21 protein-coding genes and 1 tRNA gene are annotated in these 23,407 nt (G+C 72.5%); 8 read left to right on the forward strand and 14 right to left on the reverse strand.

The features are described 5' to 3' along the window. Positions 1-112: 112 nt before the first annotated feature. The 6 genes from ABZ562_RS39565 to ABZ562_RS39590 all read right to left on the reverse strand — a co-directional run bounded on the left by ABZ562_RS39565 (position 113) and on the right by ABZ562_RS39590 (position 4,955). Positions 113-631 carry a hypothetical protein gene (locus ABZ562_RS39565; protein WP_361489865.1) on the reverse strand — a complete coding sequence of 173 codons (519 nt, stop codon included), beginning with the start codon at positions 629-631 and terminating at the stop codon, positions 113-115. A 67-nt stretch (positions 632-698) separates the two neighbouring features. After that, a complete protein-coding gene (pth, locus tag ABZ562_RS39570; RefSeq protein WP_361489868.1) occupies positions 699-1,295 on the reverse strand; it encodes an aminoacyl-tRNA hydrolase in 597 nt (198 codons plus the stop codon). A gap of 142 nt (positions 1,296-1,437) precedes the next feature. Beyond that, positions 1,438-2,034 carry a 50S ribosomal protein L25/general stress protein Ctc gene (locus tag ABZ562_RS39575; protein WP_361489871.1) on the reverse strand — a complete coding sequence of 199 codons (597 nt, stop codon included), beginning with the start codon at positions 2,032-2,034 and terminating at the stop codon, positions 1,438-1,440. Positions 2,035-2,252: 218 nt separating this feature from the next. Continuing rightward, positions 2,253-3,230: a ribose-phosphate diphosphokinase gene (locus ABZ562_RS39580; RefSeq protein ID WP_361489874.1), complete on the reverse strand. Its 978-nt coding sequence runs from the start codon at positions 3,228-3,230 to the stop codon at positions 2,253-2,255. A gap of 74 nt (positions 3,231-3,304) precedes the next feature. Continuing rightward, positions 3,305-4,771 carry a bifunctional UDP-N-acetylglucosamine diphosphorylase/glucosamine-1-phosphate N-acetyltransferase GlmU gene (glmU, locus tag ABZ562_RS39585; protein WP_361489877.1) on the reverse strand — a complete coding sequence of 489 codons (1,467 nt, stop codon included), beginning with the start codon at positions 4,769-4,771 and terminating at the stop codon, positions 3,305-3,307. 112 nt (positions 4,772-4,883) lie between these two features. Further along, positions 4,884-4,955 (reverse strand) — tRNA-Gln (locus tag ABZ562_RS39590). Between the two features lie 267 nt (positions 4,956-5,222). On the opposite strand from ABZ562_RS39590, the gene ABZ562_RS39595 reads away from it, so the two are divergent. Beyond that, positions 5,223-6,584, forward strand: coding sequence for a histidine kinase (locus ABZ562_RS39595; protein WP_361489879.1), 1,362 nt, complete (start codon positions 5,223-5,225; stop codon positions 6,582-6,584). A gap of 164 nt (positions 6,585-6,748) precedes the next feature. On the opposite strand, the gene ABZ562_RS39600 is transcribed toward ABZ562_RS39595, so the two are convergent. Beyond that, positions 6,749-7,249, reverse strand: a complete 501-nt coding sequence (locus ABZ562_RS39600) for an SUKH-3 domain-containing protein (protein ID WP_361489882.1) — start codon at positions 7,247-7,249, stop codon at positions 6,749-6,751. Beyond that, positions 7,246-7,767 carry a YwqJ-related putative deaminase gene (locus ABZ562_RS39605; RefSeq protein WP_361489884.1) on the reverse strand — a complete coding sequence of 174 codons (522 nt, stop codon included), beginning with the start codon at positions 7,765-7,767 and terminating at the stop codon, positions 7,246-7,248. The genes ABZ562_RS39600 and ABZ562_RS39605 overlap by 4 nt, the downstream gene beginning before the upstream one ends. A gap of 196 nt (positions 7,768-7,963) precedes the next feature. On the opposite strand from ABZ562_RS39605, the gene ABZ562_RS39610 reads away from it, so the two are divergent. The 3 genes from ABZ562_RS39610 to ABZ562_RS39620 all read left to right on the forward strand — a co-directional run bounded on the left by ABZ562_RS39610 (position 7,964) and on the right by ABZ562_RS39620 (position 13,251). Continuing rightward, positions 7,964-8,941, forward strand: a complete 978-nt coding sequence (locus ABZ562_RS39610; RefSeq protein WP_055548444.1) for an SMI1/KNR4 family protein — start codon at positions 7,964-7,966, stop codon at positions 8,939-8,941. 5 nt (positions 8,942-8,946) lie between these two features. Next, a complete protein-coding gene (locus tag ABZ562_RS39615) occupies positions 8,947-12,135 on the forward strand; it encodes an SUKH-4 family immunity protein (RefSeq protein ID WP_361489886.1) in 3,189 nt (1,062 codons plus the stop codon). Between the two features lie 186 nt (positions 12,136-12,321). After that, on the forward strand, positions 12,322-13,251 hold the full coding sequence (locus ABZ562_RS39620; RefSeq protein WP_361489889.1) for a cellulose-binding protein: 930 nt from the start codon (positions 12,322-12,324) through the stop codon (positions 13,249-13,251). A gap of 19 nt (positions 13,252-13,270) precedes the next feature. Here the strand turns inward: ABZ562_RS39620 and ABZ562_RS39625 are convergent, their stop codons facing one another. After that, positions 13,271-14,791, reverse strand: a complete 1,521-nt coding sequence (locus ABZ562_RS39625; RefSeq protein ID WP_361489914.1) for an MFS transporter — start codon at positions 14,789-14,791, stop codon at positions 13,271-13,273. A 571-nt stretch (positions 14,792-15,362) separates the two neighbouring features. Between ABZ562_RS39625 and ABZ562_RS39630 the strand changes: the two genes are divergently transcribed. Continuing rightward, entirely contained in the window at positions 15,363-16,151 is a 789-nt protein-coding gene (locus tag ABZ562_RS39630) for an ABC transporter ATP-binding protein (protein ID WP_361489892.1), read from the forward strand. Then, on the forward strand, positions 16,148-18,718 hold the full coding sequence (locus tag ABZ562_RS39635) for an FtsX-like permease family protein (protein ID WP_361489894.1): 2,571 nt from the start codon (positions 16,148-16,150) through the stop codon (positions 18,716-18,718). Before ABZ562_RS39630 ends, ABZ562_RS39635 begins: the two co-directional genes overlap by 4 nt. A gap of 107 nt (positions 18,719-18,825) precedes the next feature. On the opposite strand, the gene ABZ562_RS39640 is transcribed toward ABZ562_RS39635, so the two are convergent. Next, positions 18,826-19,239 (reverse strand): NUDIX domain-containing protein, encoded by a 414-nt coding sequence (locus ABZ562_RS39640; RefSeq protein ID WP_361489897.1) that lies wholly within the window; start codon positions 19,237-19,239, stop codon positions 18,826-18,828. 113 nt (positions 19,240-19,352) lie between these two features. Here ABZ562_RS39640 and ABZ562_RS39645 point away from each other — a divergent pair, with 113 nt between their 5' ends. Further along, on the forward strand, positions 19,353-20,342 hold the full coding sequence (locus ABZ562_RS39645) for an aldo/keto reductase (RefSeq protein WP_361489900.1): 990 nt from the start codon (positions 19,353-19,355) through the stop codon (positions 20,340-20,342). Here the strand turns inward: ABZ562_RS39645 and ABZ562_RS39650 are convergent. Continuing rightward, positions 20,332-20,784 carry a hypothetical protein gene (locus ABZ562_RS39650; RefSeq protein WP_361489901.1) on the reverse strand — a complete coding sequence of 151 codons (453 nt, stop codon included), beginning with the start codon at positions 20,782-20,784 and terminating at the stop codon, positions 20,332-20,334. The genes ABZ562_RS39645 and ABZ562_RS39650 overlap by 11 nt on opposite strands. An 11-nt stretch (positions 20,785-20,795) precedes the next feature. After that, positions 20,796-21,851: a MerR family transcriptional regulator gene (locus tag ABZ562_RS39655; protein WP_361489904.1), complete on the reverse strand. Its 1,056-nt coding sequence runs from the start codon at positions 21,849-21,851 to the stop codon at positions 20,796-20,798. Between the two features lie 114 nt (positions 21,852-21,965). Between ABZ562_RS39655 and ABZ562_RS39660 the strand changes: the two genes are divergently transcribed. Further along, the gene (locus ABZ562_RS39660; RefSeq protein ID WP_361489906.1) at positions 21,966-22,364 is read left to right on the forward strand and encodes a VOC family protein; all 399 of its coding nucleotides are present in this window, start codon (positions 21,966-21,968) and stop codon (positions 22,362-22,364) included. Positions 22,365-22,461: 97 nt separating this feature from the next. Here the strand turns inward: ABZ562_RS39660 and ABZ562_RS39665 are convergent, their stop codons facing one another. Further along, the gene (locus ABZ562_RS39665) at positions 22,462-22,944 is read right to left on the reverse strand and encodes a nuclear transport factor 2 family protein (protein WP_361489909.1); all 483 of its coding nucleotides are present in this window, start codon (positions 22,942-22,944) and stop codon (positions 22,462-22,464) included. Positions 22,945-23,117: 173 nt separating this feature from the next. After that, on the reverse strand, positions 23,118-23,407 hold a 290-nt coding region (locus ABZ562_RS39670), incomplete at its 5' end, for a zinc-binding dehydrogenase (protein WP_361489912.1).

The following is a 23,407-nucleotide window of genomic DNA, read 5'->3' on the forward strand; positions in this document are numbered from 1 at the left end:
ACCGGGTGGTGGAGATCCCCGCGGACGGCAGCGGTCAGACCACCGTGCCCATCGCCGGGCTGAGCAGCCCGGTCGGGCTGGCCATCCCGCCGTCGTAGGTCTCTTGGAAGCGTCAGAACGTCAGCGTGGCGAAGGACGCCCCCAGCAGCGCCGCGCCCGCGAGCCCCAGCCCCCAGGCCGTACGGCGCATGCGGAGCCCGCCCGCCACGACCAGCGACGCCAGCAAGAGCGAGCCGCCGAACGGCACCCAGGCGTGCAGGATGCCCGCGGCCCCCGTACGGACCACCTCGTCCTTGCCCGGCTTGACGGCCACCAGCAGCCGCTCGCCCCGGCCGTCCGTGACCGCCGCGTCGACCCGCACCTCGGGCCGCGCCTCACCGCCCCGGGAGCCGGGGGCGAAGCGGCCGGTGCACCAGTCGTCGTCGCAGCGGGACACCGTGAGGGTGCCGCGCTCCAGTCCCTTGGTGAGCATCGACGGCTTGGCGTCGCCCCAGGAGGACCACACCCCGGCCACCAGGATCAGCAGGGCGACAAGCGTCATCGCCACGTTCTTCGCGAGCAACAGCAGCCCGTACATGCTCTCGCCCGCCCGCCGCGTGCGGCTGCGCTTGGTGATGCCGGTGGATGCCATGGCGGTAGATCTTTGCCACCGGCGGGCCCGGGGTCAACCTCCGGTCGAACAACCGCGCGGAAACCGTTCAGGAGTTGTAGGTGCCCTGCGCGCGCTCCAGGCCGTCCACGATGAGCGTCTCCACCGCGTCCGCCGCACGGTCCACGAAGTAGTCCAACTCCCTGCGCTCAGCGGCGGAGAAGTCCTTCAGCACGAACGCCGCGACATCCATCCGGCCCGGCGGACGGCCGATGCCGAAACGGACCCGGAAGTAGTCCGGGCCGCCCGCTTTGGTGATCGACTTCAGCCCGTTGTGGCCATTGTCACCGCCGCCGAGCTTCAGCCTCAGCGCGCCGTAGTCGATGTCCAATTCGTCGTGAATAGCGATGACATGACCCACCGGCACCTTGTAGAAGTCGCGCAGCGCCGTCGTCGGTCCGCCCGACAGGTTCATGAACGACATCGGCTTCGCGACGATCACCCGGCGGCTGTCCGGGCCGGGCGGCCCGATCCGTCCTTCCACCACCTGTGCACGGGACTTGTGTGCCTTGAAGCGCCCGCCCATCCGCTCGGCCAGCAGTTCGGCCACCATGAAGCCGACATTGTGGCGGTTCGCCGCGTACTCCGGGCCGGGGTTGCCCAGGCCCACCACGAGCCACGGGCTGCTCGCGTCTGCGTCGCTCATCGTCTCGTTCTCCCGAGTGACTGAGTGAGGGGATGTGCCGCACTCCAGGCGGCCTCAAGCTGGGCGGTGTCTCATGACGCGACCGCCGCCCCGCTGGCAGCAGCGGGGCGGCGGTCGCCAGGCGATGCGGGAGCGAGGCGGATCAGGCCTCGGCGCCCTCACCCTCGCCCTCGGTCTCCTCGGCCGGAGCCTCGGCCTGCGGGGAGACGACGTGCAGCACCGGCGCGTCGTCCTCGACGGCCAGGGTGGTGCCCTTCGGCAGGGTGATGTCCTTGGCGTAGATGGTGTCGCCCGCCTCCAGGCCCGCGATCGAGATGGTGACACCCTCGGGGATGTGGGTGGCCTCGGTCTCGACCGGCAGCGCGTTCAGCACGTGCTCGAGCAGGTTGGCGCCCGGGGCCAGGTCGCCCTCGGTGTGGATCGGCACCTCGACGGTGACCTTCTCGCCCTTGCTCACCAGGAGCAGGTCGACGTGCTCCAGGATGCCGATCTTGATCGGGTGGCGCTGCACGGCCTTGGGGATGACCAGCTCGCTCTTGCCGCCCTCGATCTCCAGGCGCAGCAGGACGTTCGGGGTCTTGAGGGCCATCAGCAGGTCGTACGCCGGAAGCGTCACGTGCACCGGGTCGGCGCCGTGGCCGTAGACGACACCGGGAACGCGGTCGGCCAGACGGGCACGGCGGGCCGCGCCCTTGCCGAACTCGGTGCGGGGCTTGGCGGGAATCTTGACCTCGGCCATGGGGGCACTCCTCGTAGTTCGTGTACAGATGGCCGTCACCCGGCCCACGACAGACCTGCTACGAAGAGCGCGTCGATAACGGACGAGCTGTGCGAACCACAGCCTCCCTCGCCGAGCAACCCCACGAGTCTACCAATGGTCTCCCCAGCCGTGAGGCCACCCCGCCCGGGAGTGGCCTCAGCTGGGTCGGTCCGCGGCGGGACCTGCGGTTAAGCCCATCAGGCGTGCTCCTCGAACAGGCTGGTCACGGAGCCGTCCTCGAAGACCTCCTGCACGGCGCGGGCGATGGTCGGCGCCATCGACAGCACGGTGACCTTGTCCAGCTCGACCTCGCCCGGCGTCGGCAGGGTGTTGGTGAACACGAACTCGCTGACCTTGGAGTTCTTCAGCCGGTCCGCGGCCGGACCCGACAGGACGCCATGGGTGGCCGTCACGATCACGTCCTCCGCGCCGTTGGCGAACAGCGCGTCCGCGGCGGCGCAGATCGTGCCACCGGTGTCGATCATGTCGTCGACCAGGACACACACCCGGCCCCGGACGTCACCGACGACCTCGTGGACGGTGACCTGGTTCGCCACGTCCGGGTCGCGGCGCTTGTGCACGATCGCCAGCGGGGCGCCCAGCCGGTCGCACCAGCGGTCGGCCACCCGCACGCGGCCCGCGTCCGGCGACACGACCGTCAGCTTCGACCGGTCGACCTTGGCGCCGACGTAGTCCGCGAGGATCGGCAGCGCGAAGAGGTGGTCCACCGGGCCGTCGAAGAAGCCCTGGATCTGGTCGGTGTGCAGGTCGACCGTGAGGATGCGGTCGGCACCCGCGGTCTTGAGCATGTCGGCGATCAGCCGCGCCGAAATCGGCTCCCGGCCGCGGTGCTTCTTGTCCTGACGGGCATAGCCGTAGAACGGCACGATCACCGTGATGGAGCGCGCGGAGGCCCGCTTCAGCGCATCGATCATGATGAGCTGTTCCATGATCCACTTATTGATCGGAGCCGTGTGGCTCTGGATCAGGAAGCAGTCTGCGCCGCGCGCGGACTCCTGGAAGCGGACGTAGATCTCTCCGTTGGCGAAGTCGAAAGCCTTGGTCGGGACCAGGCTGACGCCCAACTCGTGGGCGACCTCCTCGGCCAGCACGGGGTGGGCGCGGCCGGAGAAGAGCATCAATTTCTTCTCGCCGGTCGTCTTGATCCCGGTCACGTCACGTCTCCTTGGATGTCACTTTGGTGCGCGCTTTTACGGTACGCCCCCGCATGGGCGCACCGGTTCGCAGGTCACTGCCCGCCCTCGTCCTCCTGGCGCGCGGCCGCGGCGGCTTCCGCCGCCTGCGCCGCCGCGCTTCCGGGGCGCTTGCGGGCGACCCAGCCCTCGATGTTCCGCTGCTGTCCGCGTGCGACGGCGAGCGATCCCGGGGGCACATCCTTGGTGATGACCGAGCCGGCGGCGGTGTACGCCCCGTCTCCTACTGTGACAGGAGCCACAAACATGTTGTCCGAACCGGTCTTGCAGTGGCTGCCGACGGTCGAACGGTGCTTTTTCTCACCGTCGTAGTTCACGAAGACGCTGGCGGCGCCGATGTTGGTGAAGTCGCCGATCGTGGCGTCGCCCACATAGGACAGGTGCGGCACCTTGGTGCCCTCGCCGATCTCGGCGTTCTTCATCTCCACGTACGTACCGGCCTTGGACTTGGGGCCCAGCCGGGTGCCGGGGCGCAGGTACGTGTACGGCCCGGCGGAGGCGCCCGCGCCGATCACCGTGTCGAACGCCACGGTGAAGCTGGCCACCGCGCCCTCGCCGACCGTGGTGTCGGTGAGCCGCGAGTTCGGGCCGACCTCGGCGCCGGTGGCCAGGTGCGTGGTGCCCAGGAGCTGGGTGCCGGGGTGGATCACGCTGTCCTGCTCGACGGTGACCGTCACGTCGATCCAGGTGGTGGCCGGGTCGATCACCGTGACCCCGCTGAGCATCGCGCGCTCCAGCAGCCGGTCGTTGAGCAGCCGGCGGGCCTCGGACAGCTGCACCCGGTTGTTGATGCCCACGATCTCGCGGTGGTCGGCGGCGACGGACGCGCCGACCCGGTGTCCGGCTTCGCGCAGGATGCCGAGCACATCGGTGAGGTATTCCTCACCCTGGCTGTTGTCGGTCCGCACCTTGCCGAGCGCGTCGGTGAGCAGCTGGGCGTCGAAGGCGAAGACACCGGAGTTGATCTCGCGGATCGCGCGCTGGGCGGCGGTGGCGTCCTTGTGCTCCACGATGGCGGTGACGGCGCCGGACGCCTCGTCCCGCACGATGCGGCCGTAGCCGGTGGCGTCGGGCACCTCGGCGGTGAGCACGGTCACCGCGTTCCCGTCGGCGGCGTGCGCCCCGGCGAGCTGCTCGAGGGTCTCACCGGTCAGCAGCGGGGTGTCGCCACAGACGACGATCACGGTGCCGTCGAGGGCCACGCCGCTGTTGGACAGCTCCTCCAGGCCCATCCGGACCGCGTGCCCGGTCCCGTTCTGCTCGTGCTGGACGGCGGTACGGGCGTCGGCGTCGATCTCGGCCAGATGGGCGGAGACCTGCTCCCGGGCGTGGCCGACCACGACCACCAGGTGCTCGGGCGAGAGCTCGCGGGAGGCGGCGACGACATGCCCGACGAGGGACCGGCCGCAGATGGCGTGCAGAACCTTGGGGGTCGCCGACTTCATGCGGGTGCCCTCACCCGCTGCGAGGACGACGACGGCTGCCGGGCGGTTGGCGCTCACGGGTGTGCCCTTCGGCTTCGGGTCGGGGGTGGACACCCGCAGGATACCGAGAGGTTTCCCCCCAGAAACGACCGCGGGTCCCGACCGTAAGGATCGGGACCCGGAAGTGAGGCTCCCCCGCCAGGACTCGAACCCGGACTAATGGCACCAAAAGCCACTGTGCTGCCAATTACACCACAGGGGATAGCAGAGAGATCCAAGTCGGACACCCGGTCGGGCGGTCGACTTGGCCCCCACCACTATGCCGTACCACCAGCCTCCGACGCGACGGTATGGGGCAGTGTCCGGCTCGCCGCCCCCGCGGGGTGTTCCGCCGCGCGGACACAGCCATCGAAAACATGGCCGATTCAACCGTTCGAGTTAAAACCGTTGATATACCGACCATTCGAGTGAGACATGTGCGGCCGTGTCCCCCGGAAAAGGGCTGGCCTGCGGCCGTAGTCTGGTCGCTATGAGTGCGACGGGGGCATCTGAGGACACGAGTGCGCGCGGCGCGCCCGCCGGACCTTTGTGGTGGTCGCGGCGGCGGAGCATGGTGCTGGACATCGTGCTCGGCGTCGCGTCGGCGGCCGAATGCGCCGCGGAGGGCGTCGGGTTCGCGCACGACGCCCGGATGCCGGTCGCCCTCGGGGTCGTGCTCGGGCTGATCATCGGGGCCACCCTGGTGCTGCGGCGGCGCTGGGCGATCGCCGTGGTGCTGATATCGATCGCCGTCACCCCCGCCGAGATGGGGCTGCTGCTCGGCGTCGTCGGCCTCTACACCCTCGCCGCGTCCGAGGTGCCGCGGCGGATCTCGGCGGTGCTGGCCGGGATGGCGGGGGCCGGGACCTTCCTCGTCGCGATGATCCGCTTCCAGCAGGACAACCCGCGGGAGACCTGGGGCGCGGCCGTCTGGGAGGCCCCGCTCTTCTCGTTGACGATCACCCTGGCGCTGACCACGCCGCCCGTGCTGCTCGGGTTGTACGTCCGCGCCCGGCGGCGGCTGGTGGAGAGCCTGCGCGAGCGGGCGGACGGCCTGGAGCGCGAGCTGTCGCTGCTCGCCGAGCGGGCCGAGGAACGGGCCGAGTGGGCGCGCAACGAGGAGCGCACCCGGATCGCGCGCGAGATGCACGACGTGGTGGCGCACCGGGTGAGCCTGATGGTGGTGCACGCGGCGGCGCTGCAGGCGGTGGCGCTCAAGGATCCGGAGAAGGCGTCGAAGAACGCGGCGCTGGTGGGCGACATGGGACGGCAGGCGCTGACCGAGCTGCGGCAGATGCTGGGCGTGCTGAGGTCGGACGTCCCCGCCGAGGGGAAGCCGGTGCCGCTGGCCTCGGTGGCGGTCGCCGCCTCGGCGGCCGCCGAGGCGGCGTCGGCGTCGGCGTCGGCCATCGAATCCGTCGAGGACGCGGCCGGGCCACGGCTGGTGGAGCTGGAGGCGCTGGTCGGGCAGTCGCGGGCGGCGGGGATGGCGGTGGAGCTGTCGGTGGAGGGCGAGGAGCGGCGGTACGCGGCGCGGGTGGAGCAGACCGCGTACCGGGTGGTGCAGGAGGCGCTGACGAACGTGCACAAGCACGCCCCGGGCGCCAGCACCCGGATCCGCTTGGCGCACCGGGGCGCCGAGATCGCGGTGCTGGTGGAGAACGGCCCCTCGGAGCGGGGCGCGGCGGACGCGGGGCTGCCGAGCGGGGGCAATGGGCTGGTGGGGATGAAGGAGCGGGTGTCGACGCTGGGCGGCGGCTTCGTCTCGGGCCCGACGGACGCCGGTGGCTTCCGCGTCTCGGCGGTCATCCCGGACCGCACCCGCACGCCCGACCGAGCCAGGACGGCATAGGGCTCGCCCCGCAGGGGCGCGGCGCCGCGGACGGCTGACGTCGCGAGGGGCAACGGCGAGTGGCCGTAGGGGTGCGGGGAACTGCGCGACCAGCCGCGACGGCGCCGCGGACGGCTGATGTCGCGAGGTTCAACGGCGCAAACACCGCACCGCCGGCGCAGCGCTCAGGCGCGGGACAGACGCGGCGGAAGCGTGCCGGTGATCAGGGTGCCCAGCGCAGCGTCGAGCGTGGCGCCCAGATACCAGTCGCCGGTGTGGTCGAGGCTGTAGATCCGCCCCTCCGCGTCGATGGTCAGCAGCCCCTGCCCGTCGGCCTCCTCGCCCAGCGGGCAGACCTCCGTCTCCAGGGCGCGCCCCAAGTCGCCGAGCGTACGGGCCAGGTGCAGGCCGTGGAGGGGGTCGATGCGGAAGGGGGTGGGCGCGATCTGGCGCCCGGCACCCGGCGGCTGGACGTGCAGTCCGCCGAATTCGGCCCAGGCCTCGACGGCGGCGGGGAAGACGGTGTGCCGGTGCCCGGAGGGGGAGGCGTGGGCGGACAGGGTGTCCGCCCAGTGTTCGGCGCGCTGCATGTCCCAGCGGCCCGGCTCCCAGCCCGCCTCGCGCAGCGCGGCGTCGACGGGGACGGGGAAGCGAGTGGTGTCGGTGCGGTCGATGGGGCGGGTCACGCTTCCTCACCCACCACCCGCACGCCGAAATGGGCCAGCAGCGCCGTGCAGGAGAGGCAGGGCGGGGCGTAGGAGCCGTGCTGCGGGTCGCCCGCTTCGCGGATGCGGCGTGCGGTCAGCTTGGACTGCTTCAGGGAGCGGCGGGCCTCACCGTGGGTGAGGGGTTTGCGGGCGGCGCGTTTGGAGCGGCCCGCTTCGACGGCGGTCAGGTGGCGGGAGAGCAGGACGGCTTCGGGGCAGCGCCCGGTGAAGCGTTCGCGCTGCCCGCTGGTGAGCGCGTCGAGGAAGTCCTGGACGAGGGGGTGGAGGGTGGGCGGCTGGTCGGCCTTGCCTCCGGTGCAGGTGAGGGTCTCGCCGCGGACGGAGAGGGCGGCCGCGACGGCGGGCAGGAGCGTGTCGCGGCGGTGGTGCAGCGGGGGCGGGCCGGCGTCGGGGTCGACGCTGCTCCATCTGAGCCGGGGGTCGCTGGCCGCGGGGGCGGCTCCGTCGCCGACCCCGTTGCTCTGCGTGATGTGCATGTGGTGGGTCCCTCCCTGTGCAATCCACCGCAATCCCCCGGTTGCGAAAGATCAGCCTGCCAAACGCGACGGGAAATGCGGTAGTCCGGGTCCGTCGGCCCAGGTGGGCGGGCGGGGTGGTGGCCGACCGGTTCCGCTTGTGGCCCCACCGCATAGGCTGTGCCCCATACGCCAGCATCAGCAGGGGGCAACCGCCATGACGACAGGTCGGCTCGGGCAGCATGCCGCGCCACCGAACACGGCCTACGCCGGGCAGGTCGTGCACTTCCCGGATCCGGTTCGGGCCGCCCGCCACCCCATGGGCGTCCGGGTCGACGAAAACGGCTTTCCGGACTTCTCGCCGTACGCCCGCGTGGCCGCCGAAATCGCCGAGCCCCCGGAGGGTTTCGGGGTCGACGAGCTGCGGCTGACCGATTTCGTATCGGCGAACGCCGCGCTGCACGCCACCGGTCATGAGCTGTGGAACGACGTCTCCGCGGTGGCCACTCCGCACGGCTGGACGTGGCACCACGTGCCCGGCGGCCGCCGGATGGAGCTGATCCCGGTCGAGGTCAAGGCCCTGCTGCGGCATCACGGCGGGCTGGCGACGGCCCCGGTGGACCAGGACAAGCGGGGCACGCGCCCGTTGCAGGACACCCGGCCGATCCACTTCGGGCTGCCGGTGCGGGGGCTTTCGGTCACCGAGGAGCAGGTGCTGGGCGTGGAGGAGGACCTCGGTTACCGGCTGCCGGAGTCCTACCGCGCGTTCCTGAAGGCGGCGGGCGGGTGCGCGCCGGTGGGCGCGGCGCTCGATCCGGAGCTGGGGCTGCTGGTCGACCAGCCGTTCTTCACGGTGCGCGACGAGGCGGCGGTCAACGACCTCGTCTATGTCAACAAGTGTCTGCGCGACCACTTCACCAAGGACTACCTGGGCGTGGGCTTCGTCCAGGGCGGAGTGATCGCGGTGAAGGTGAAGGGTGACGCGATCGGCTCGGTGTGGTTCTGCGCGTACGACGACGCGCGGGACCGCGACGGCTGGACGGTCCAGGAGCGGGTGGAGCGGCTGATGCTGCCGTGCGGGGAGGACTTCGACGCCTTCCTGCTGCGGCTCGCGGGCAATCCGCCGGAGCTGGAGACCGTGGCGAACCTGATGGTGGACGGCGGATTCGCGTACGCCGTACCCGTGGAGGGGTGAGCGCGATGGTGACCTTCGCACAGGCGCAGGAGCGCGCCGAACTCTGGATCAACGGCGAGGTGCCCGCCTACCAGCAGCGCGAGGTGCGGGTGCGGGAGTTCGACCTGGGCTTCGTGGCCTGGGCCGAGGACCGCCCGGACGGAGCGGTCTCGGGCGCCCCGGTGGACGGCGCGCGGCTGGTGATCGCGCGGGACAGCGGGGAGACGACGCTGTGGCCCGGGCTGCCGGTGGGTGAGGTGATCCGCCGGTACGAGGAGGAGTACGGGGCGAACGACGAGCGTGCCCAGGAGACCTCCGGGCGGCAGCAGCGCATCGACCTCAATGTGACGTCGTTCCTGCTGACTCCGCCGGAGTGGCTGCAGGAAGCGGCGGACGCGATGAGCGGCGGTGAGGGCGGCGCGGACGCGCCGGACGTCCCCGCGCAGCGGTCCGCCGGGGAGGGCGCCCCCGCGGCGGACGAGCCGGTGGACGACTGGCCGTCGGGCGGTGTCCCGGCGCCGCGGAGCGAAGCGGGGTCCGCGTCCGCGCCCGCGTCCGGTCCGGCCGGTGGCGGCGAGCCGCGGGATGCCGTGCCCGCGCCGGAGCCGGTGGACGACTGGCCCTCGGACGGTGTGCCGGCGCCGCGCGGCGAGACGCCCGCCTCCGGATCGCCGTCCGCGCCCGCGTCCGGTGTGCCGGCGCCGCGCGGCGAGGCGCCCGCCTCCGGATCGCCGTCCGCGCCCGCGTCCGGTTCGGCTTCCGCTTCCGCCGCCGACGAGGGCTGGCGTGACGGTCCGCCTCCGCCGCCGCCCGGTGGCCGTGAGCCGCGCGACGCCGTGCCCGCACCCGCGCCGGTGGACGACTGGCCGGCCGATGGCGTGGCGCCGCCGCGGCGGAACAGCGACGTGGACGACTGGCCCACCGACGGGGTGGCGCGGCCGCGCACCGACGCGCCCGCACCGCCGCCCCCGCCCGCCCCGGCGCCCGGGGGCAGCGGCCCGTGGGTCCCGCCCCCGCCCGCCCCGGCGCCCGCCTCCGGCGAGACGCCGAAGGGGCAGGGCACGCCCGGCGGCGGTACGCCGTGGGCCGACACCAACTCCGCGACTGACGACGGCGATCGCTCGGTCGCCCCGCCCGCCACGGTGTTCGCCCCGCCGCTCGCGGGCTCGGACGACGAGGACACCCCGCCCCCGGGGGTGCGCCCGGACGCCAAGACCGAGCTGATGTCGGCGGGCAGCGCGCTGCCGCCCACCTCCGTCGCCCCGCCCTTCGACTTTCCGGGGGCGGCGGGCGGTTCCGGCGCGTCCCCCGGTGCGTCCTCCGGCGCGGGCGACATCGCGGACGCCGCCACCCACAAGGCGGGTCCGGCGACCCCGCCGCCGCCCGGCGCGCCGGGTACGCCCGGCGCCCGGCCGGGTGCGGGCGCGCACACGCCTCCGCCGCCGAGCCCGTCCGGCCCCGGCGCTCCGGGCGCTCCGGCCGGGGGGTACGTACCGACGCAGCTGGTCTCGCAGCTCGACGCCGACAGCATGGGCGGCGGCATCCCGGGCGCCCCGGGTGCTCCCGGTGCCCCCGGCGCTCACGGCGCGCAGAGCGGTCCGCCGACCCCGCCGCCGCCTTCCGCCCCCGGTACTCCCGGCGGTGGGGTGCACGCGGCGGCGACGATGCTGTCCGGCCCGGGCGGGACGGGCGCACCCGGCCAGACGCCGCCCGGCGGGAAGACGCCGCCGCCTCCGTCCGCCCCGGGCGCGCCCAGTGCCCCTGGTGCTCCCAGTGCCCCCGGTGCTCCCGGTGGCGGTATGCACGCGGCGGCGACGATGCTGGCGGGTGGTCAGGTGCCACCGCCCGGCCCCGGCGCTTCCGGTTTTCCGCCGCCGCCCGGCCCTCCCGGTGTTCCGGGGCAGGCTGGGCCATCCGGCCCGCACCCGCCCGGCCCTCCCGGTGTCCCCGGTGCGGGTGGTCCGCACACCCCGCCGCCCCCGCCGGGCCCCTTCCCCGGTGCGCCCGGCGCCCCGGGCGCTCCCGGCGCTCCCGGTGGCGGCGTGCACGCGGCGGCGACGATGCTGGCGGGCGGTCAGACCCCGCCGCCGCCCGGCGCACCCGGCGCCCCCCACATGCCGCCGCCCTCCGGTCCGCCCGTGCCCGGGATGGCTCCGCCGCCCGGCGCTCCGCAGCCGGGTATGGCGCCGCCCGCGCCCGGTGGCGGGTACGCGTACCCGCCGCCGCCCGCCGGGCTGCCGACGGTCGGCCCCGGCTATATGGCGGTCCTCCGCTACCGCGCGCAGGACGGCTCCGAGCAACAGCTGATCCGCCGTTCGGCGCCCGGCACCCCGCATCCGGAGTGGCAGATCCTGCACGAGCTGCGGGCGATGAACGTGCCGCCGCAGCAGGTGCTGGAGCTGCACACCGAGCTGGAGTCGTGTGATCTGCCGGGTGGTTACTGCGCGCGGATGATCCGTGAGTCGTGGCCGCAGGTGCGGATCAGTCACACGGCGCCGTACGGGCGGGACCACGCGACCCGGCAGCAGGGCGTGCGCCACCTCATCGAGCACCAGGGCGAGCTGCACCAGGTGGCGGACGGCCCGGCCCGCCCGGCGCCCAACCGGGTGCCGCTGCCGCACCCCAGCCAGGTGCAGCCGATTCCGCCGGTGCCGCCGGAGGGGCTGGCGCATGAGCTGGGCCAGGCGTTCGGGCCGCAGGGCCTCGTACGGTTCGACCAGCGCGCGGTGTCGCGGCAGGGCGTACCGGACGTGGTGGCGCAGACGCTGGTGTGGGCGGGGCTGCCCGCGGACTTCGGCCCGTTCTTCTGGGCCCAGGCGCAGCAAGGCCGTCCGGTGCCGACGCTCGCCGAGCTGGCGGCGGAGCGGGGCGTGCAGCCCGCGGCCGACGCCGGGTCGTACCTGGTGATGGGCAACGACTTCGGCCGTCAGCTGTGTGTGCAGTACGGCACGGCGCACATCGTGGCCGTGCCGCTGGAGGCCGCGCCGCAGCCGGTCCCCGCGCAGTTCGTCAACACCGGTCTGCCGGAGTTCGTGCGCTGCATGGGGCTGCTGGGACGTATGTGGCGGCTGCGGTACGGGCTGACGCCGGAGCAGGCGGGCCGTTGGACCGTCGACTTCCAGGCGCAGCTCGCGGCGCTGGACCCGGCCGCGCTGTCCGCGCCGGACAACTGGTGGGCGGTGCTGCTGGAGCAGATGTGGGACGGTCTGCTCTGACACCACCCTCCTAGGAGCCATTCGAGGCGCCCGACCCCCGTGACGGGGGCGGGCGCCTCGTCGTTGTGGTACCCGGGCGGGCCCCGGCCGGGGAGATGGGCGGAGTGTCGCGTTATGGGCGATAAGACCCCATCCATCAAGATGTGCGCCGGAGCGCGTTGCCTACCGGACAAAGGGGTTCCAAGGATGGGCGCATCGGTGTCACGTCATGGCTTCACCATCGGCGGACGGGGCCGTGGTTACCGTCCCGCGCAGGTCGACCGCTATGTGGCGGAGCTGTCCGAGGCGCGTGACGCGGCGTGGGAACGCGCCGCGCGTCTCACCGTTCTCGCCAACGAACTGGCCGCCGACGCCGAGCGGCTGCGTGAGGTGATCGCCCAGCTGGCCCCCCAGACGTACGAATCGCTGGGCGATCGCGCGCAGCTGATCCTCATGGCGGCCGAGGAGGAGGTGGGCTGTCTGCGGGCCGCGGCCGAGGCGTCGGCGCAGGAGGAGTGGGAGGCGGCGCAGGCCGCCGCCCGGGCCGTCCGGGATGCCGCCCGGGACGACGCGGAGCGGGTGCGGGAGGCCGCCGAGGCGTCGGCGCGCAGCACCGTGGAGGAGGCCCAGGCGCAGGTCGAGGAGGTGCGCGCGGCCGCGCGCCGGGACGTCAAGGAGTGGCGCAGCGAGGCGCTGGCGGCGTTGAAGGAGATGCGCGGGCGTACCGCGGCGCTCCTCGCCGAGCAGGAGCGGGAGCACGCGGAACGGTGGGAGGCGGCCGGTCATGAGCTGGTGGAGCGCGACGCGGCGATGACCGCGCGGCTGATCCAGATGGAGGAGCACGCCCAGTCCAGGCTGGCGGACGCCAAGCGGGAGTACGCCATGGCGGACCAGGCGGCGCGGCTGCGGCAGGAGGACGCGCAGGCGCAGGCGGCGGAGATCGTCGCGCAGGCCCGGGCCCGGGAGGAGCGGCTGGCCCGGGAGACGGAGCGGACGCTGCGCGAGCACGTGGAGCGGCGCGAGGAGCTGAAGGCGCATCTGGAGCATGTGCGCGGCAGCCTGGCGGCCCTGACGGGCAAGCCGGTCGCGGAGGACACCGCGTCGGCGCCGCATCCGCGTCCGCACCCCGAGACCTGACGGCTGGCCCGGCCCGGGGTCAGGTCTCCCGGGCGGGGTTCGCCGTCAGCGGGCCGGCGGCGGGTTCCGTTTCCGTTCCGCTTCCCGTTTCGGTACGGACCGGGAAGCGGCGCGGGGCGAGGAACAGCAGGGCCAGCAGGGCGAGGACGGCCGCGGTCGCGGCACCCAGGTAGACGCGGTCGACGGCGGTGTCCACGGCGCGCCGCAGATAGTCGGCGGCCTGGGCGCTGAGGGCGCCGGGGTGGTCGAGGGCGTGGGAGATCGAGTCGAGGTCGCCGGGGAGGCCGTCGCGGATGCCGGGCGGAGCGGCGGCGAGCCGGGCGGCGAGGGTCGCGTTGGCGACGGCCCCGAACAGGGCCGCGCCGATGGACTGGCCGACCTGGCGGCAGAACAGGATCGAGGCGGTGGCGGTGCCGCGCTCGTTCCAGCCGACGGACGACTGCACACCGATGATCAGCGGGAGCTGGAAGAGCCCGAGCGCGGCGCCGAGCAGCAGCATGATCAGCGCGGGCTGCCAGGCGGCGCCGGGGTAGGGGAGCAGGGGGAAGGCGGCCAGGATGAGCCCGGCGGCGCCTATGCCGATCATGGAGCAGTTCCGGAAGCCGACGCGGTTGTAGACGCGGCTGCTGAGGGCGGCCGATATGGGCCAGCTCAGCGTCATCACGGACAGCACGAACCCGGCGGGGATCGGCCCGAGTCCCAGCACCGACTGGGCGTAGGTCGGCAGGAAGACGGTCGGGGCGATCATCAGGAGGCCGAGCGCGCCGAGCGCGAGGTTGACCGCCGAGATGGTGCGGCGCCGCCACACCCATCCGGGGATGATGGGTTCGGCGGCGCGCCGTTCGATCCATACGGTCAGGGCCGCGCATCCGGCGCTCGCCGTGAGCAGCGCGAGGGAGGGTGCGGAGAGCCAGCCCCAGGCCACTCCGCCCTGGACGAGCGCGGTCAGCAGCAGCCCGCCGCAGGCGAAGATGGCGAGGGCGCCCGCCCAGTCGATGCGGGGCCGGGCCGCCCGCTGCCGTACCGGTTCGTGCAGATGGCGCACGATGAGGGTGAGGGCGAGCGCCCCGATCGGCAGGTTGATGAGGAAGATCCAGCGCCAGTCGGCGTATCCGGCGAGCACACCGCCGAGCGCGGGGCCCGTCACCGCGGACAGGGCCCATACGGAGGAGAGCCGGGCCTGGATCTTGGGGCGCTCCTTGAGTGGGTAGAGGTCGGCGGCCACCACCTGGATGGTCCCCTGGAGTGCCCCGCCGCCCAGCCCCTGGACGACGCGGAAGGCGATGAGGGAGGCCATGTTCCAGGCCCCGGCGCACAGCAGCGAGCCGACGACGAAGACGATGGTGCCCGCGACCAGGATCGGCTTGCGGCCGAAGGTGTCGGAGAGCTTCCCGTAGACCGGCAGGGTGACGGTCACGGCGAGCAGATAGCCGGAGAACAGCCAGGAGAAGACGGAGAAGCCGCCGAGATCGCCGACGATCTGCGGCACGGCGGTCGAGATGATGGTGGTGTCGAGGGCGGTCAGCGCCATGCTCAGCATCAGCGCGGCGACGACGGGGCGGCGGCCGCGGGGCGTGGCGGTGGCCGCGTCACGGGGAGGGGGGTTCTCGGGGAGGGGGAATATCGGGTCCGCGTCAGGCCCTTCTGCGGTGCCGCCCACCGTGGCGCACTCCCTCCGCCGGTCCGCGCCGGCTGATGTCTCCAGTTCTTGTACGACCCACCATTCCATGCCGCCTCGGGGCGGGGGAAGAACGCATCAGGGCTGCTGAGGCGCCGGACTTGCACCTTCCGTTACGTAGGGGTGCAGGGTCGACCCCGAGACGCGCTCCACCGGAGGGCTTACTCCCCTAGGGGATACGTCCCTCTTCCTCCTACCCGGGGTTCGTTCCGGGGAAGGACGAGCCGGGGCGTACCGCTCCCTACTGTGGTTACGGCCAGCAGGACCGAGGGGGGTAGGGCTGGCCCCACCCGAAGAGGGCGCCGGACCTCATCGTCCGGGCCGCCGGATTCCGGAAGGCTGACCGGGCGGGCGGACAGATGTGATCGGACACTTGTGATCGGACCTGTGTGACCATCCCGGGTCCGATATAGACGACAAAAAGGAGAACACCGTGACAACGGCCGTATCGATTCCCAAGACCGGGGGCAGCGGAGGACATACGGCCGTCGCCGCCCGGGCACGCCAGGTGGTCAAGGCGTACGGCTCCGGCGAGACCCGGGTGGTCGCGCTGGACCACGTCGACGTGGACATCGCCCGCAGCCGGTTCACGGCGATCATGGGCCCGTCCGGGTCCGGCAAGTCGACGCTGATGCACTGCCTCGCGGGTCTGGACACCGTCTCCTCGGGGCAGATCTTCATCGACGAGACCGAGATCACCGGGCTCAAGGACAAGAAGCTCACCCAGCTGCGCCGGGACCGGGTCGGCTTCATCTTCCAGGCGTTCAACCTGCTGCCGACGCTCAACGCGATCGAGAACATCACGCTGCCGATGGACATCGCGGGCCGTAAGCCCGACCGGGCCTGGCTGGACCGGGTGGTGCAGACCGTCGGCCTGGCCGACCGGCTCCGGCACCGTCCGAACCAGCTGTCCGGCGGTCAGCAGCAGCGCGTCGCGGTGGCCCGCGCCCTGGCCGCCCGCCCCGAGATCATCTTCGGTGACGAGCCGACCGGAAACCTGGACTCCCGGGCCGGTGCCGAGGTGCTGGGCTTCCTCAAGCGGTCCGTGGACGAGCTGGGCCAGACGATCGTGATGGTCACCCACGATCCCGTAGCCGCCTCCTACGCCGACCGGGTGCTGTACCTGGCCGACGGCCGGATCGTGGACGAGATGTACAACCCCACCGCCGACCTGGTCCTGGAACGCATGAAGCACTTCGACGCGCGTGGACGGAAGTCATGACCGTCCTCAAGACCTCACTGCGCAACTTCCTCGCCCACAAGGGACGGATGGCGCTGTCCGCGATCGCCGTCCTGCTGTCCGTGGCCTTCGTCTGCGGCACCCTCGTCTTCACCGACACCACCAACGCCACGTTCGACAAGCTCTTCGCGAGCACGGCCTCCGATGTGACGGTCAGCCCCAAGGGGGCCGGCGACAACGACACCCGGCAGGGCCGGGTCCGTACCCTGCCCGGCTCGGATCTGGAGCGGCTGCGGCGGATCGACGGTGTGAAGTCGGTGGCCGGGGACGCCACCAGCGAGGCGGTCACCGTCGTCGACCGCAAGGGCGACAGCATCGGGCCCAAGTCCGGTGCCCCGACCATCGGCACCAACTGGGACTCCACCGAGCACCGCTCGGTGAAGCTCACCTCCGGCCACGCGCCGCGCGGCCCCACCGAGGTGATGGTCGACGCCGACACCGCCGACAGCAGGAAGCTGAAGCTCGGCGACGACTTGCGGATCATCGCCGTGCCCGGTGAGTTCCGCGCGAAGATCGTCGGCATCGCCACGTTCCAGGTGACCAACCCGGGCGCCACGCTCGTCTACCTGGACACCGCCACCGCGCAGCGGAAGCTGCTCGGCGCGCCCGGCGCGTACACCAGCTACGCGCTGACCGCGCGGCCCGGCGTCAGCAACGACCAGCTGAAGAAGACCGTGGTCGCCGACCTCGGCCCCGGCCTCAAGGTGCAGACGAAGGCCGAGTCCAGCAAGGAGGCGGAGAGCCAGATCGGGTCCTTCCTGGACGTCATGAAGTACGCGATGCTCGGCTTCGCCGGAATCGCCGTCCTGGTCGGCATCTTCCTGATCGTCAACACCTTCTCCATGCTGGTCGCCCAGCGCACCCGCGAGATCGGCCTGATGCGCGCCATCGGGTCCAGCCGCAAGCAGATCAACCGGTCGGTGCTGATCGAGGCGCTGCTGCTCGGCGTCGTCGGCTCGGTCCTCGGCGTCCTCGGCGGCGTCGGCCTCGCGGTCGGCCTGATCAAGCTCATGGGCAGCGCGGGTCTGCACCTGAGCACCGACCAGCTGACGGTGAAGCCCACCACGCCCGTCGTCGGTCTCACCATCGGCATCGTCGTCACCGTCATCGCCGCCTACATCCCCGCCCGCCGGGCCGGGACGATCTCCCCGATGGCGGCCCTGCGCGACGCGGGCACCCCGGCGGACACCAAGGCCGGACGGATCCGGGGCGCGATCGGCACCCTGCTCACCGCGGGCGGCGCGGCGGCCCTGGTCGTCGCGGGCAACGCGGACAAGGCGGTCGACGGCTCGCTGTTCCTGGGCGTCGGCGTGGTGCTGACCCTCATCGGCTTCATCGTCATCGGCCCGCTGCTGGCCGGTCTGGTGGTCCGGGCCCTGGCCGCCGTGGTGCTGCGGATCTTCGGCCCGGTCGGCCGGCTGGCCGAGCGCAACGCGCTGCGCAATCCGCGCCGCACCGGCGCCACCGGCGCGGCCCTGATGATCGGCCTGGCGCTGGTCGCCTGCCTGTCGGTGGTGGGCTCCTCGATGGTCGCCTCCGCCACCGACGAGCTGGACAAGTCGGTCGGCGCGGACTTCATCGTCCAGTCCGACAGAGGCCAGCCGATCACCCGGCAGATCGAACAGGCGGCGCACCGGGCCAAGGGCCTCACCCACATCAGCGACGCCAAGCAGATCGACGGCGCCGAGATCACCGTGCCGAACGGCAAGCGGGTCACCAAGGATCTGATCGCGGCCGACCCGACGTACGCGGACGACGTGCGGACCCCGGTCGTCGCGGGTGACCTGGCCGCCGCGTACGGCGAGAACGCCATGTCGGTGCCGGAGGGCTTCGCCAAGGACCACAAGGTGAAGCAGGGTGACACCCTGACGGTCGCCTTCAAGGAGGGCCGTACCGCGAAGCTCAAGATCGCGGCGATCACCTCCGACGACGTCACCCTGGACAAGGGCGCGCTCTACCTCAACATCACCACCGTCGAGCGCTATGTCCCCGTCAAGATGATCCCGGCGACCATCACCATGCTGGCGCAGGCGAAGGACGGCCAGGAGGCCGCGGCGTACAAGTCCCTCAAGGCCGAGCTGCACCAGTACCCGTCGGTCAAGGTCCGCGACCAGACCGACTACAAGAAGGAGATGAAGGACCAGATCGGCCAGCTGCTCAACCTGGTCTACGGTCTGCTGGCGCTCGCGATCATCGTCGCCATCCTCGGCGTGGTGAACACCCTCGCCCTGTCGGTCGTCGAACGGACCCGGGAAATCGGCCTGATGCGCGCCATCGGCCTCTCCCGGCGCCAGATGCGCCGCATGATCCGGCTGGAGTCCGTCGTCATCGCCCTCTTCGGCGCGCTGCTCGGCCTGGGCCTCGGCATGGGCTGGGGCGCGACCGCGCAGAAGCTGCTCGCGCTGGAGGGGCTGAAGACCCTGGAGATCCCCTGGCCGACCATCATCACGGTCTTCATCGGCTCCGCCGTGGTCGGCCTGATCGCGGCCCTGGTCCCGGCCTTCCGGGCGGCGCGGATGAACATCCTGAACGCGATCGCGACGGACTGACCGGGGGGAGAGAGGGCTGCCCCTTCCATGGGGGGAGGGGCAGCACGGATCGGCCCGGTGCGCGACGGGGGAGCGCACCGGGCCGGTTCTTTCGCTTTGCCCGGGGCTCACGCCGCCGCGAGCGCGCCCCCGGACCGCAGCAGCGGCACCACATGGTTCCGGATGGCCGACGCCAGCCGGACATCGCCCTCGCCCGCCGTCCAGCGCACATGCGCCAGTTCGGCCGCCGGGCGGGGCTCCCCGTCGATGCGCGCCCGGAACACCGTCAGCCGCAGCGGCACCCGCTCCAGCGCGGCCACCCCCTCGAACTCGCCCAGCAGCCGCGGCTCCAGCGGGGCCACGCCCAGCTCCTCGTCCAGCTCCCGGGCCAGCGTCTCCAACGGGCCCTCGCCCGGATCCGGCTTGCCGCCGGGCAGGTAGAAGACCTCGGGCGCCGCCTTCTTGCTCACCACCAGCAGCCGCCCCCGCTGGACGATCGCGGCGGCGACAACGATCATCGGCTCTGCGTCCTCGTACGTCATGCGGGCGATTCTGGCAGCCGGGGTGAGGCCCTGGGCCAGCGGATTTCCTCCGGTTGACTTGGAGCGCGCTCCAACTCCTAGCGTGATCGTCACGACCACGAAGGAGGCACCCGATGTCCGATCTGCCGACCCGCCACTTGGGCCAACTCACCGTCGCCGCCCAGGGCCTGGGCTGCATGGGGATGAGCCACGGCTACGGCGACTCCGACGACGCGCAGTCGATCGCCACCATCCACCGCGCCCTGGACCTGGGCGTCACCCTGCTGGACACCTCCGACTTCTACGGCTCCGGCCACAACGAGGAGCTGGTCGGCCGCGCACTGGCCGGGGGACGTCGGGAGCGGGCAGTGGTGGCCACCAAGTTCGGCTTCGCCAACCGGCTGGGCGAGCCCACCGCGATCCGGGGCGACGCCGCGTACGTCCGCCAGGCCTGCGACGCCTCGCTGCGCCGCCTCGGCGTCGACCACATCGACCTCTACTACCAGCACCGCGTCGACCTGGAGGTCCCGATCGAGGAGACCGTCGGCGCGATGGCCGAACTGGTCCAGGCGGGCAAGGTACGCCACCTCGGGCTGTCCGAGGCCGGCGCGGAGACGATCCGCCGCGCCCACGCGGTGCACCCCATCGCGGCGCTGCAGAGCGAATGGTCGCTGTGGACCCGGGACCTGGAGCGGGAGACCGCCCCGGTCTGCCGGGAACTCGGCATCGGCCTCGTCCCCTTCTCCCCGCTCGGCCGTGGCTTCCTGACCGGCCGCTACACCTCGGTCGAGAACCTGCCGGAAACGGACATGCGCCGCACCCAGCCCCGGTTCGCGGACGGCAACCTCGAGCAGAACCTGGCCATCGTCGACAAGCTGAACGAACTGGCCGCCGAGAAGGGCGTCACCGCCGGGCAGCTCGCCCTCGCCTGGGTGCAGCACCGGGGCGACGACGTGGTGCCGATCCCGGGCACCCGCCGCGAGAAGTACCTGGAGGAGAACCTCGCCGCGGTCGCCATCGAGCTGTCCGCGGAGGAACTGGCCGCGATCGACGCCGCCGCCCCGGCCGACCAGGTGGCCGGAACGCGCTACGACGAGAAGAGCCTCGCCTTCGTCAACCGCTGATCGTTGTGAGCGAGGCGATCACCGCGCCCAGCGCGTCCTGTTCCCCCTCCGCCAGCGCGGCGACCAGCCGCTCCCGGTAGCTCCCCGGCGGTACGTCGCCGATGTGCGCGGCGGCGCGTACGTAGTGCCGGTGGGCAGCGGCCGGGTCACCGAGCGCCCGGTACGCCGAGCCCATGTTCGCGTGCAGCGAGGCGTAGAACCCGCGGACCCGGTCGTCGCCGACCGCGTCCGCGCGGTCCAGGCACTCCTGGTTCCAGCGCAGCGTCTCGGCGGGGGTGGGCTGGTGCCGGGCCAGGTAGTGCGCGGCCACGCACTTCTCGTAGTCGTCGGTGGCGGCGTCCCACGCCTGCCGGAAGAGGGCACGGGCGTCGTCGGCCCGGCCCTCGGCCTCGGCGGTCATGCCCTGGACGCACAGCCGCACCACGGTGTTCCCGGGGTCCATCGCGGTCTCCTTCACGATGTCCGTACCGGCATGACGAGCGTCGTGAAACTGCCCTGATCGGCGGACCGCACGACGACGGGCTCACGGTCCGAGGCGATCTCCAGCAACACGTCCGGCCCCACGCCCGCCTCCAGCGCGGGCAGCAGGACGGCCGGATCGAAGGCGATCCGCAGCGGCGGCCCGGTGCACAGGCCGGCCGGCACCGGGCCACCCTCGACCGTCAGCCCGCCGTCACCGGTCCGCAGCACCACCGGCCCGTCGCCGGGGAGCGCCGCGACGGCCTCACACAAGGCCACCCGATCCGTGATCACCCGATGCCGGGCAGCAGCCAGCCCGTCCAGCACCATGCGGTACGCGGGGAACACCTCATCCGCGACCGACAGCGCCCACTCCTCCCCTTGACTCCGTACGCGTACGTCGGCCCCCTCGACCTCGATCGCGACCTCCGCCAGCCCCCGCACCCACCCCGCGATCTCGCGCAGCTCCTCCACACCGACCGGCAGCCCACGGGCCTCACCCTCGATCGCGAGCGGCCGCAGCGCACGGACGGACAGCCGGTAGCGGTCGGTGGCGACCAGCCGCAGCTCCTGGTCGGCGAGTTCGATCAGCACGCGGCCCAGCACCGGGAACTCCTCCCGCACCGCGCCCGCCGCCACCGCCGGACCCACCTGCCGTACCGCCCCCGCCAGCTCGGCGCCGCCGACCGTGGCCCGCGCGTGGCGCGCCCCACCCGGCAGGGTGCGCAGCACCTCCTCGATCGCCGCGCGGGCGGCCGCCGCCGACTCCCGGGTCCGCCGCAGATGATCCCGTAGCCGCTCCCGGGCCTCCTCGGGCGGGCCGTCCAGCACCGCGGTCGCCTCGACCAGCGGCAGCCCGGCCTCCCGCAGCCGCCGCAGCAGCGTGGCGCGGGGCGCCTGCTCCGGGGCGTAATACCGGTACCCGGTGGCCGCGTCCACCCGCGCGGGCCGCAGCACCGCGCAGTCGTCGTAGAACCGCAGCGCGCTCGGCGCCAGCCCGACCCGGCGGGCGAAGGCACCGATGCCCATCAGGGGCTCGTCGTCGTCCATGGCCCACATGCTCGGCGTTCATCCGGCTCGAAGGTCAAGCGGAGCCGCACCGATGAGTTTCGCCCCGCGCCCCGGTCATACCGGCATAACCCATTCCACTCCAGGGAGGTCATCATGACCGAGACAGCGAAGGGCACCCGGCTCGCCGAGATCGGCCGGGTCGCCGTCACCGTCGCCGACCAGGACCGGGCGCTCGACTTCTACGTCAACACCCTCGGCTTCGAGAAGCGTGCCGACATCCCCTTCGGCGACGGCATGCGCTGGATCGAGGTGGGCCCGGAGGGCGCCCCGACCGGCATCGCGCTCGTCCTCCCGCGCGAGGGCCAGCAGGCGTCGGCGTACGAGACCGGCCTGATCCTCACCTCCGAGGACATCGACGCCGACCACGCCACCCTGCGCTCACGCGGCGTCGACACCGACCCGGAGGTCCAGCGCTGGGGCGCCCCGGTCCCGCCGATGTTCAGCTTCCGCGACGCGGACGGCAACACCCTGATGGTCGTGGAGAACGGCTGAGCCCCACCCCGCCGGGAGCCGGTCCGCACACGGGGGCGGACCGGCTCGCGATCACAAATCGTGGGGGCAGCCGGTGGGCCTTGGCCAGTCGCGGGTTTCACGCGGCATTGTCCAGACCGACGAGCACCTTCGCGATACGCCACTCACTTTCGGCGTGCCGCAGCGTGAACGTGTAGAAGCCGGTCGCGATCACGGTCGGGCTCCCGCCCGCGTTCGACGTCAGCATCAGGTAGGCCCACACCACGGCCGTGTCGGCCTCCGCACGGTGGAAGACCATGTTGACCAGGTTGTGCCTTCGCTGCTCGGTTTGCGCTTCCGTTGCCTCTCGCACCAAGTCGAGAATCGCCGCGCGTCCGATGAACGGGCCCTGCTCGACCTCACCGGCGATCGAGGCCGTCCACGTGGCGTCCTCGGTCAGGGTGCCCTCCAACGCCACCAGATCTCCGTGATCCAGGGCGAAGGCGTGGCGCGCCAGCGTCTGCTGAACGGCGAACTGCTCTGCGGGGTCGAGGTTCACTTCCCCCGCCGGCGTTGTGTTGAGGTGGCTGCTTCCCCAGCCGAAAGCCGCAGTCGTCGTCATGTCGAACCTCGTTCGTGCTCGGTTGGTGAAAGATCGGGGCGCGCGGTGCGACCGTGTCGGCGATCTCCTGCGGCGAACCGAGCCGACCGCACGGGTCCGCTCGGTTCGCCGCGGCGAGAATCGCAGCCGCTTGGTCGCCACACGCGCCCGCGCGTTGGTGAAACGGCTCGTTCCTAGGCGACCGTGAGTACGATCTTGCCTCGGATGTGCCCTCGGGCGGCGCGCTCGTGCGCGGCCCGGGCGTCCGCGAGCGGAAACGTGCTGTCGATCGCGACGCGCAGCGTGCCCGTGTCGAGCAGGCGTCCCAGTTCAGCGAGTTGCGTGCCGTTCGAGCGGACCTGGGTGGCCGTGACCGTGACGCCCAGCTTCGCGTTCTCCTCGTCGTCGAACTCGCCGAAGTACACCGGGTAGAGGGACCCGCCGCGCTTGAGGGTGCGCAGGAAGCGCCTGCTGCCGGAGCCCC

Source organism: Streptomyces sp. NPDC019937, from assembly GCF_040631655.1.
Classification (GTDB): Bacteria; Actinomycetota; Actinomycetes; order Streptomycetales; family Streptomycetaceae; genus Streptomyces.

Excerpts from the sequence above, each read along its gene's own strand:
- ABZ562_RS39565 (WP_361489865.1), bottom strand. The coding sequence starts at position 631 with ATGGCATCCACCGGCATCACCAAGCGCAGCCGCACGCGGCGGGCGGGC.
- pth (WP_361489868.1), bottom strand. The coding sequence starts at position 1,295 with ATGAGCGACGCAGACGCGAGCAGCCCGTGGCTCGTGGTGGGCCTGGGC.
- ABZ562_RS39575 (WP_361489871.1), bottom strand. The coding sequence starts at position 2,034 with ATGGCCGAGGTCAAGATTCCCGCCAAGCCCCGCACCGAGTTCGGCAAG.
- ABZ562_RS39595 (WP_361489879.1), top strand. The coding sequence starts at position 5,223 with ATGAGTGCGACGGGGGCATCTGAGGACACGAGTGCGCGCGGCGCGCCC.
- ABZ562_RS39605 (WP_361489884.1), bottom strand. The coding sequence starts at position 7,767 with ATGCACATCACGCAGAGCAACGGGGTCGGCGACGGAGCCGCCCCCGCG.
- ABZ562_RS39610 (WP_055548444.1), top strand. The coding sequence starts at position 7,964 with ATGACGACAGGTCGGCTCGGGCAGCATGCCGCGCCACCGAACACGGCC.
- ABZ562_RS39615 (WP_361489886.1), top strand. The coding sequence starts at position 8,947 with ATGGTGACCTTCGCACAGGCGCAGGAGCGCGCCGAACTCTGGATCAAC.
- ABZ562_RS39620 (WP_361489889.1), top strand. The coding sequence starts at position 12,322 with ATGGGCGCATCGGTGTCACGTCATGGCTTCACCATCGGCGGACGGGGC.
- ABZ562_RS39625 (WP_361489914.1), bottom strand. The coding sequence starts at position 14,791 with ATGCTGAGCATGGCGCTGACCGCCCTCGACACCACCATCATCTCGACC.
- ABZ562_RS39635 (WP_361489894.1), top strand. The coding sequence starts at position 16,148 with ATGACCGTCCTCAAGACCTCACTGCGCAACTTCCTCGCCCACAAGGGA.
- ABZ562_RS39640 (WP_361489897.1), bottom strand. The coding sequence starts at position 19,239 with ATGACGTACGAGGACGCAGAGCCGATGATCGTTGTCGCCGCCGCGATC.
- ABZ562_RS39645 (WP_361489900.1), top strand. The coding sequence starts at position 19,353 with ATGTCCGATCTGCCGACCCGCCACTTGGGCCAACTCACCGTCGCCGCC.
- ABZ562_RS39650 (WP_361489901.1), bottom strand. The coding sequence starts at position 20,784 with ATGGACCCCGGGAACACCGTGGTGCGGCTGTGCGTCCAGGGCATGACC.
- ABZ562_RS39655 (WP_361489904.1), bottom strand. The coding sequence starts at position 21,851 with ATGGACGACGACGAGCCCCTGATGGGCATCGGTGCCTTCGCCCGCCGG.
- ABZ562_RS39660 (WP_361489906.1), top strand. The coding sequence starts at position 21,966 with ATGACCGAGACAGCGAAGGGCACCCGGCTCGCCGAGATCGGCCGGGTC.
- ABZ562_RS39665 (WP_361489909.1), bottom strand. The coding sequence starts at position 22,944 with ATGACGACGACTGCGGCTTTCGGCTGGGGAAGCAGCCACCTCAACACA.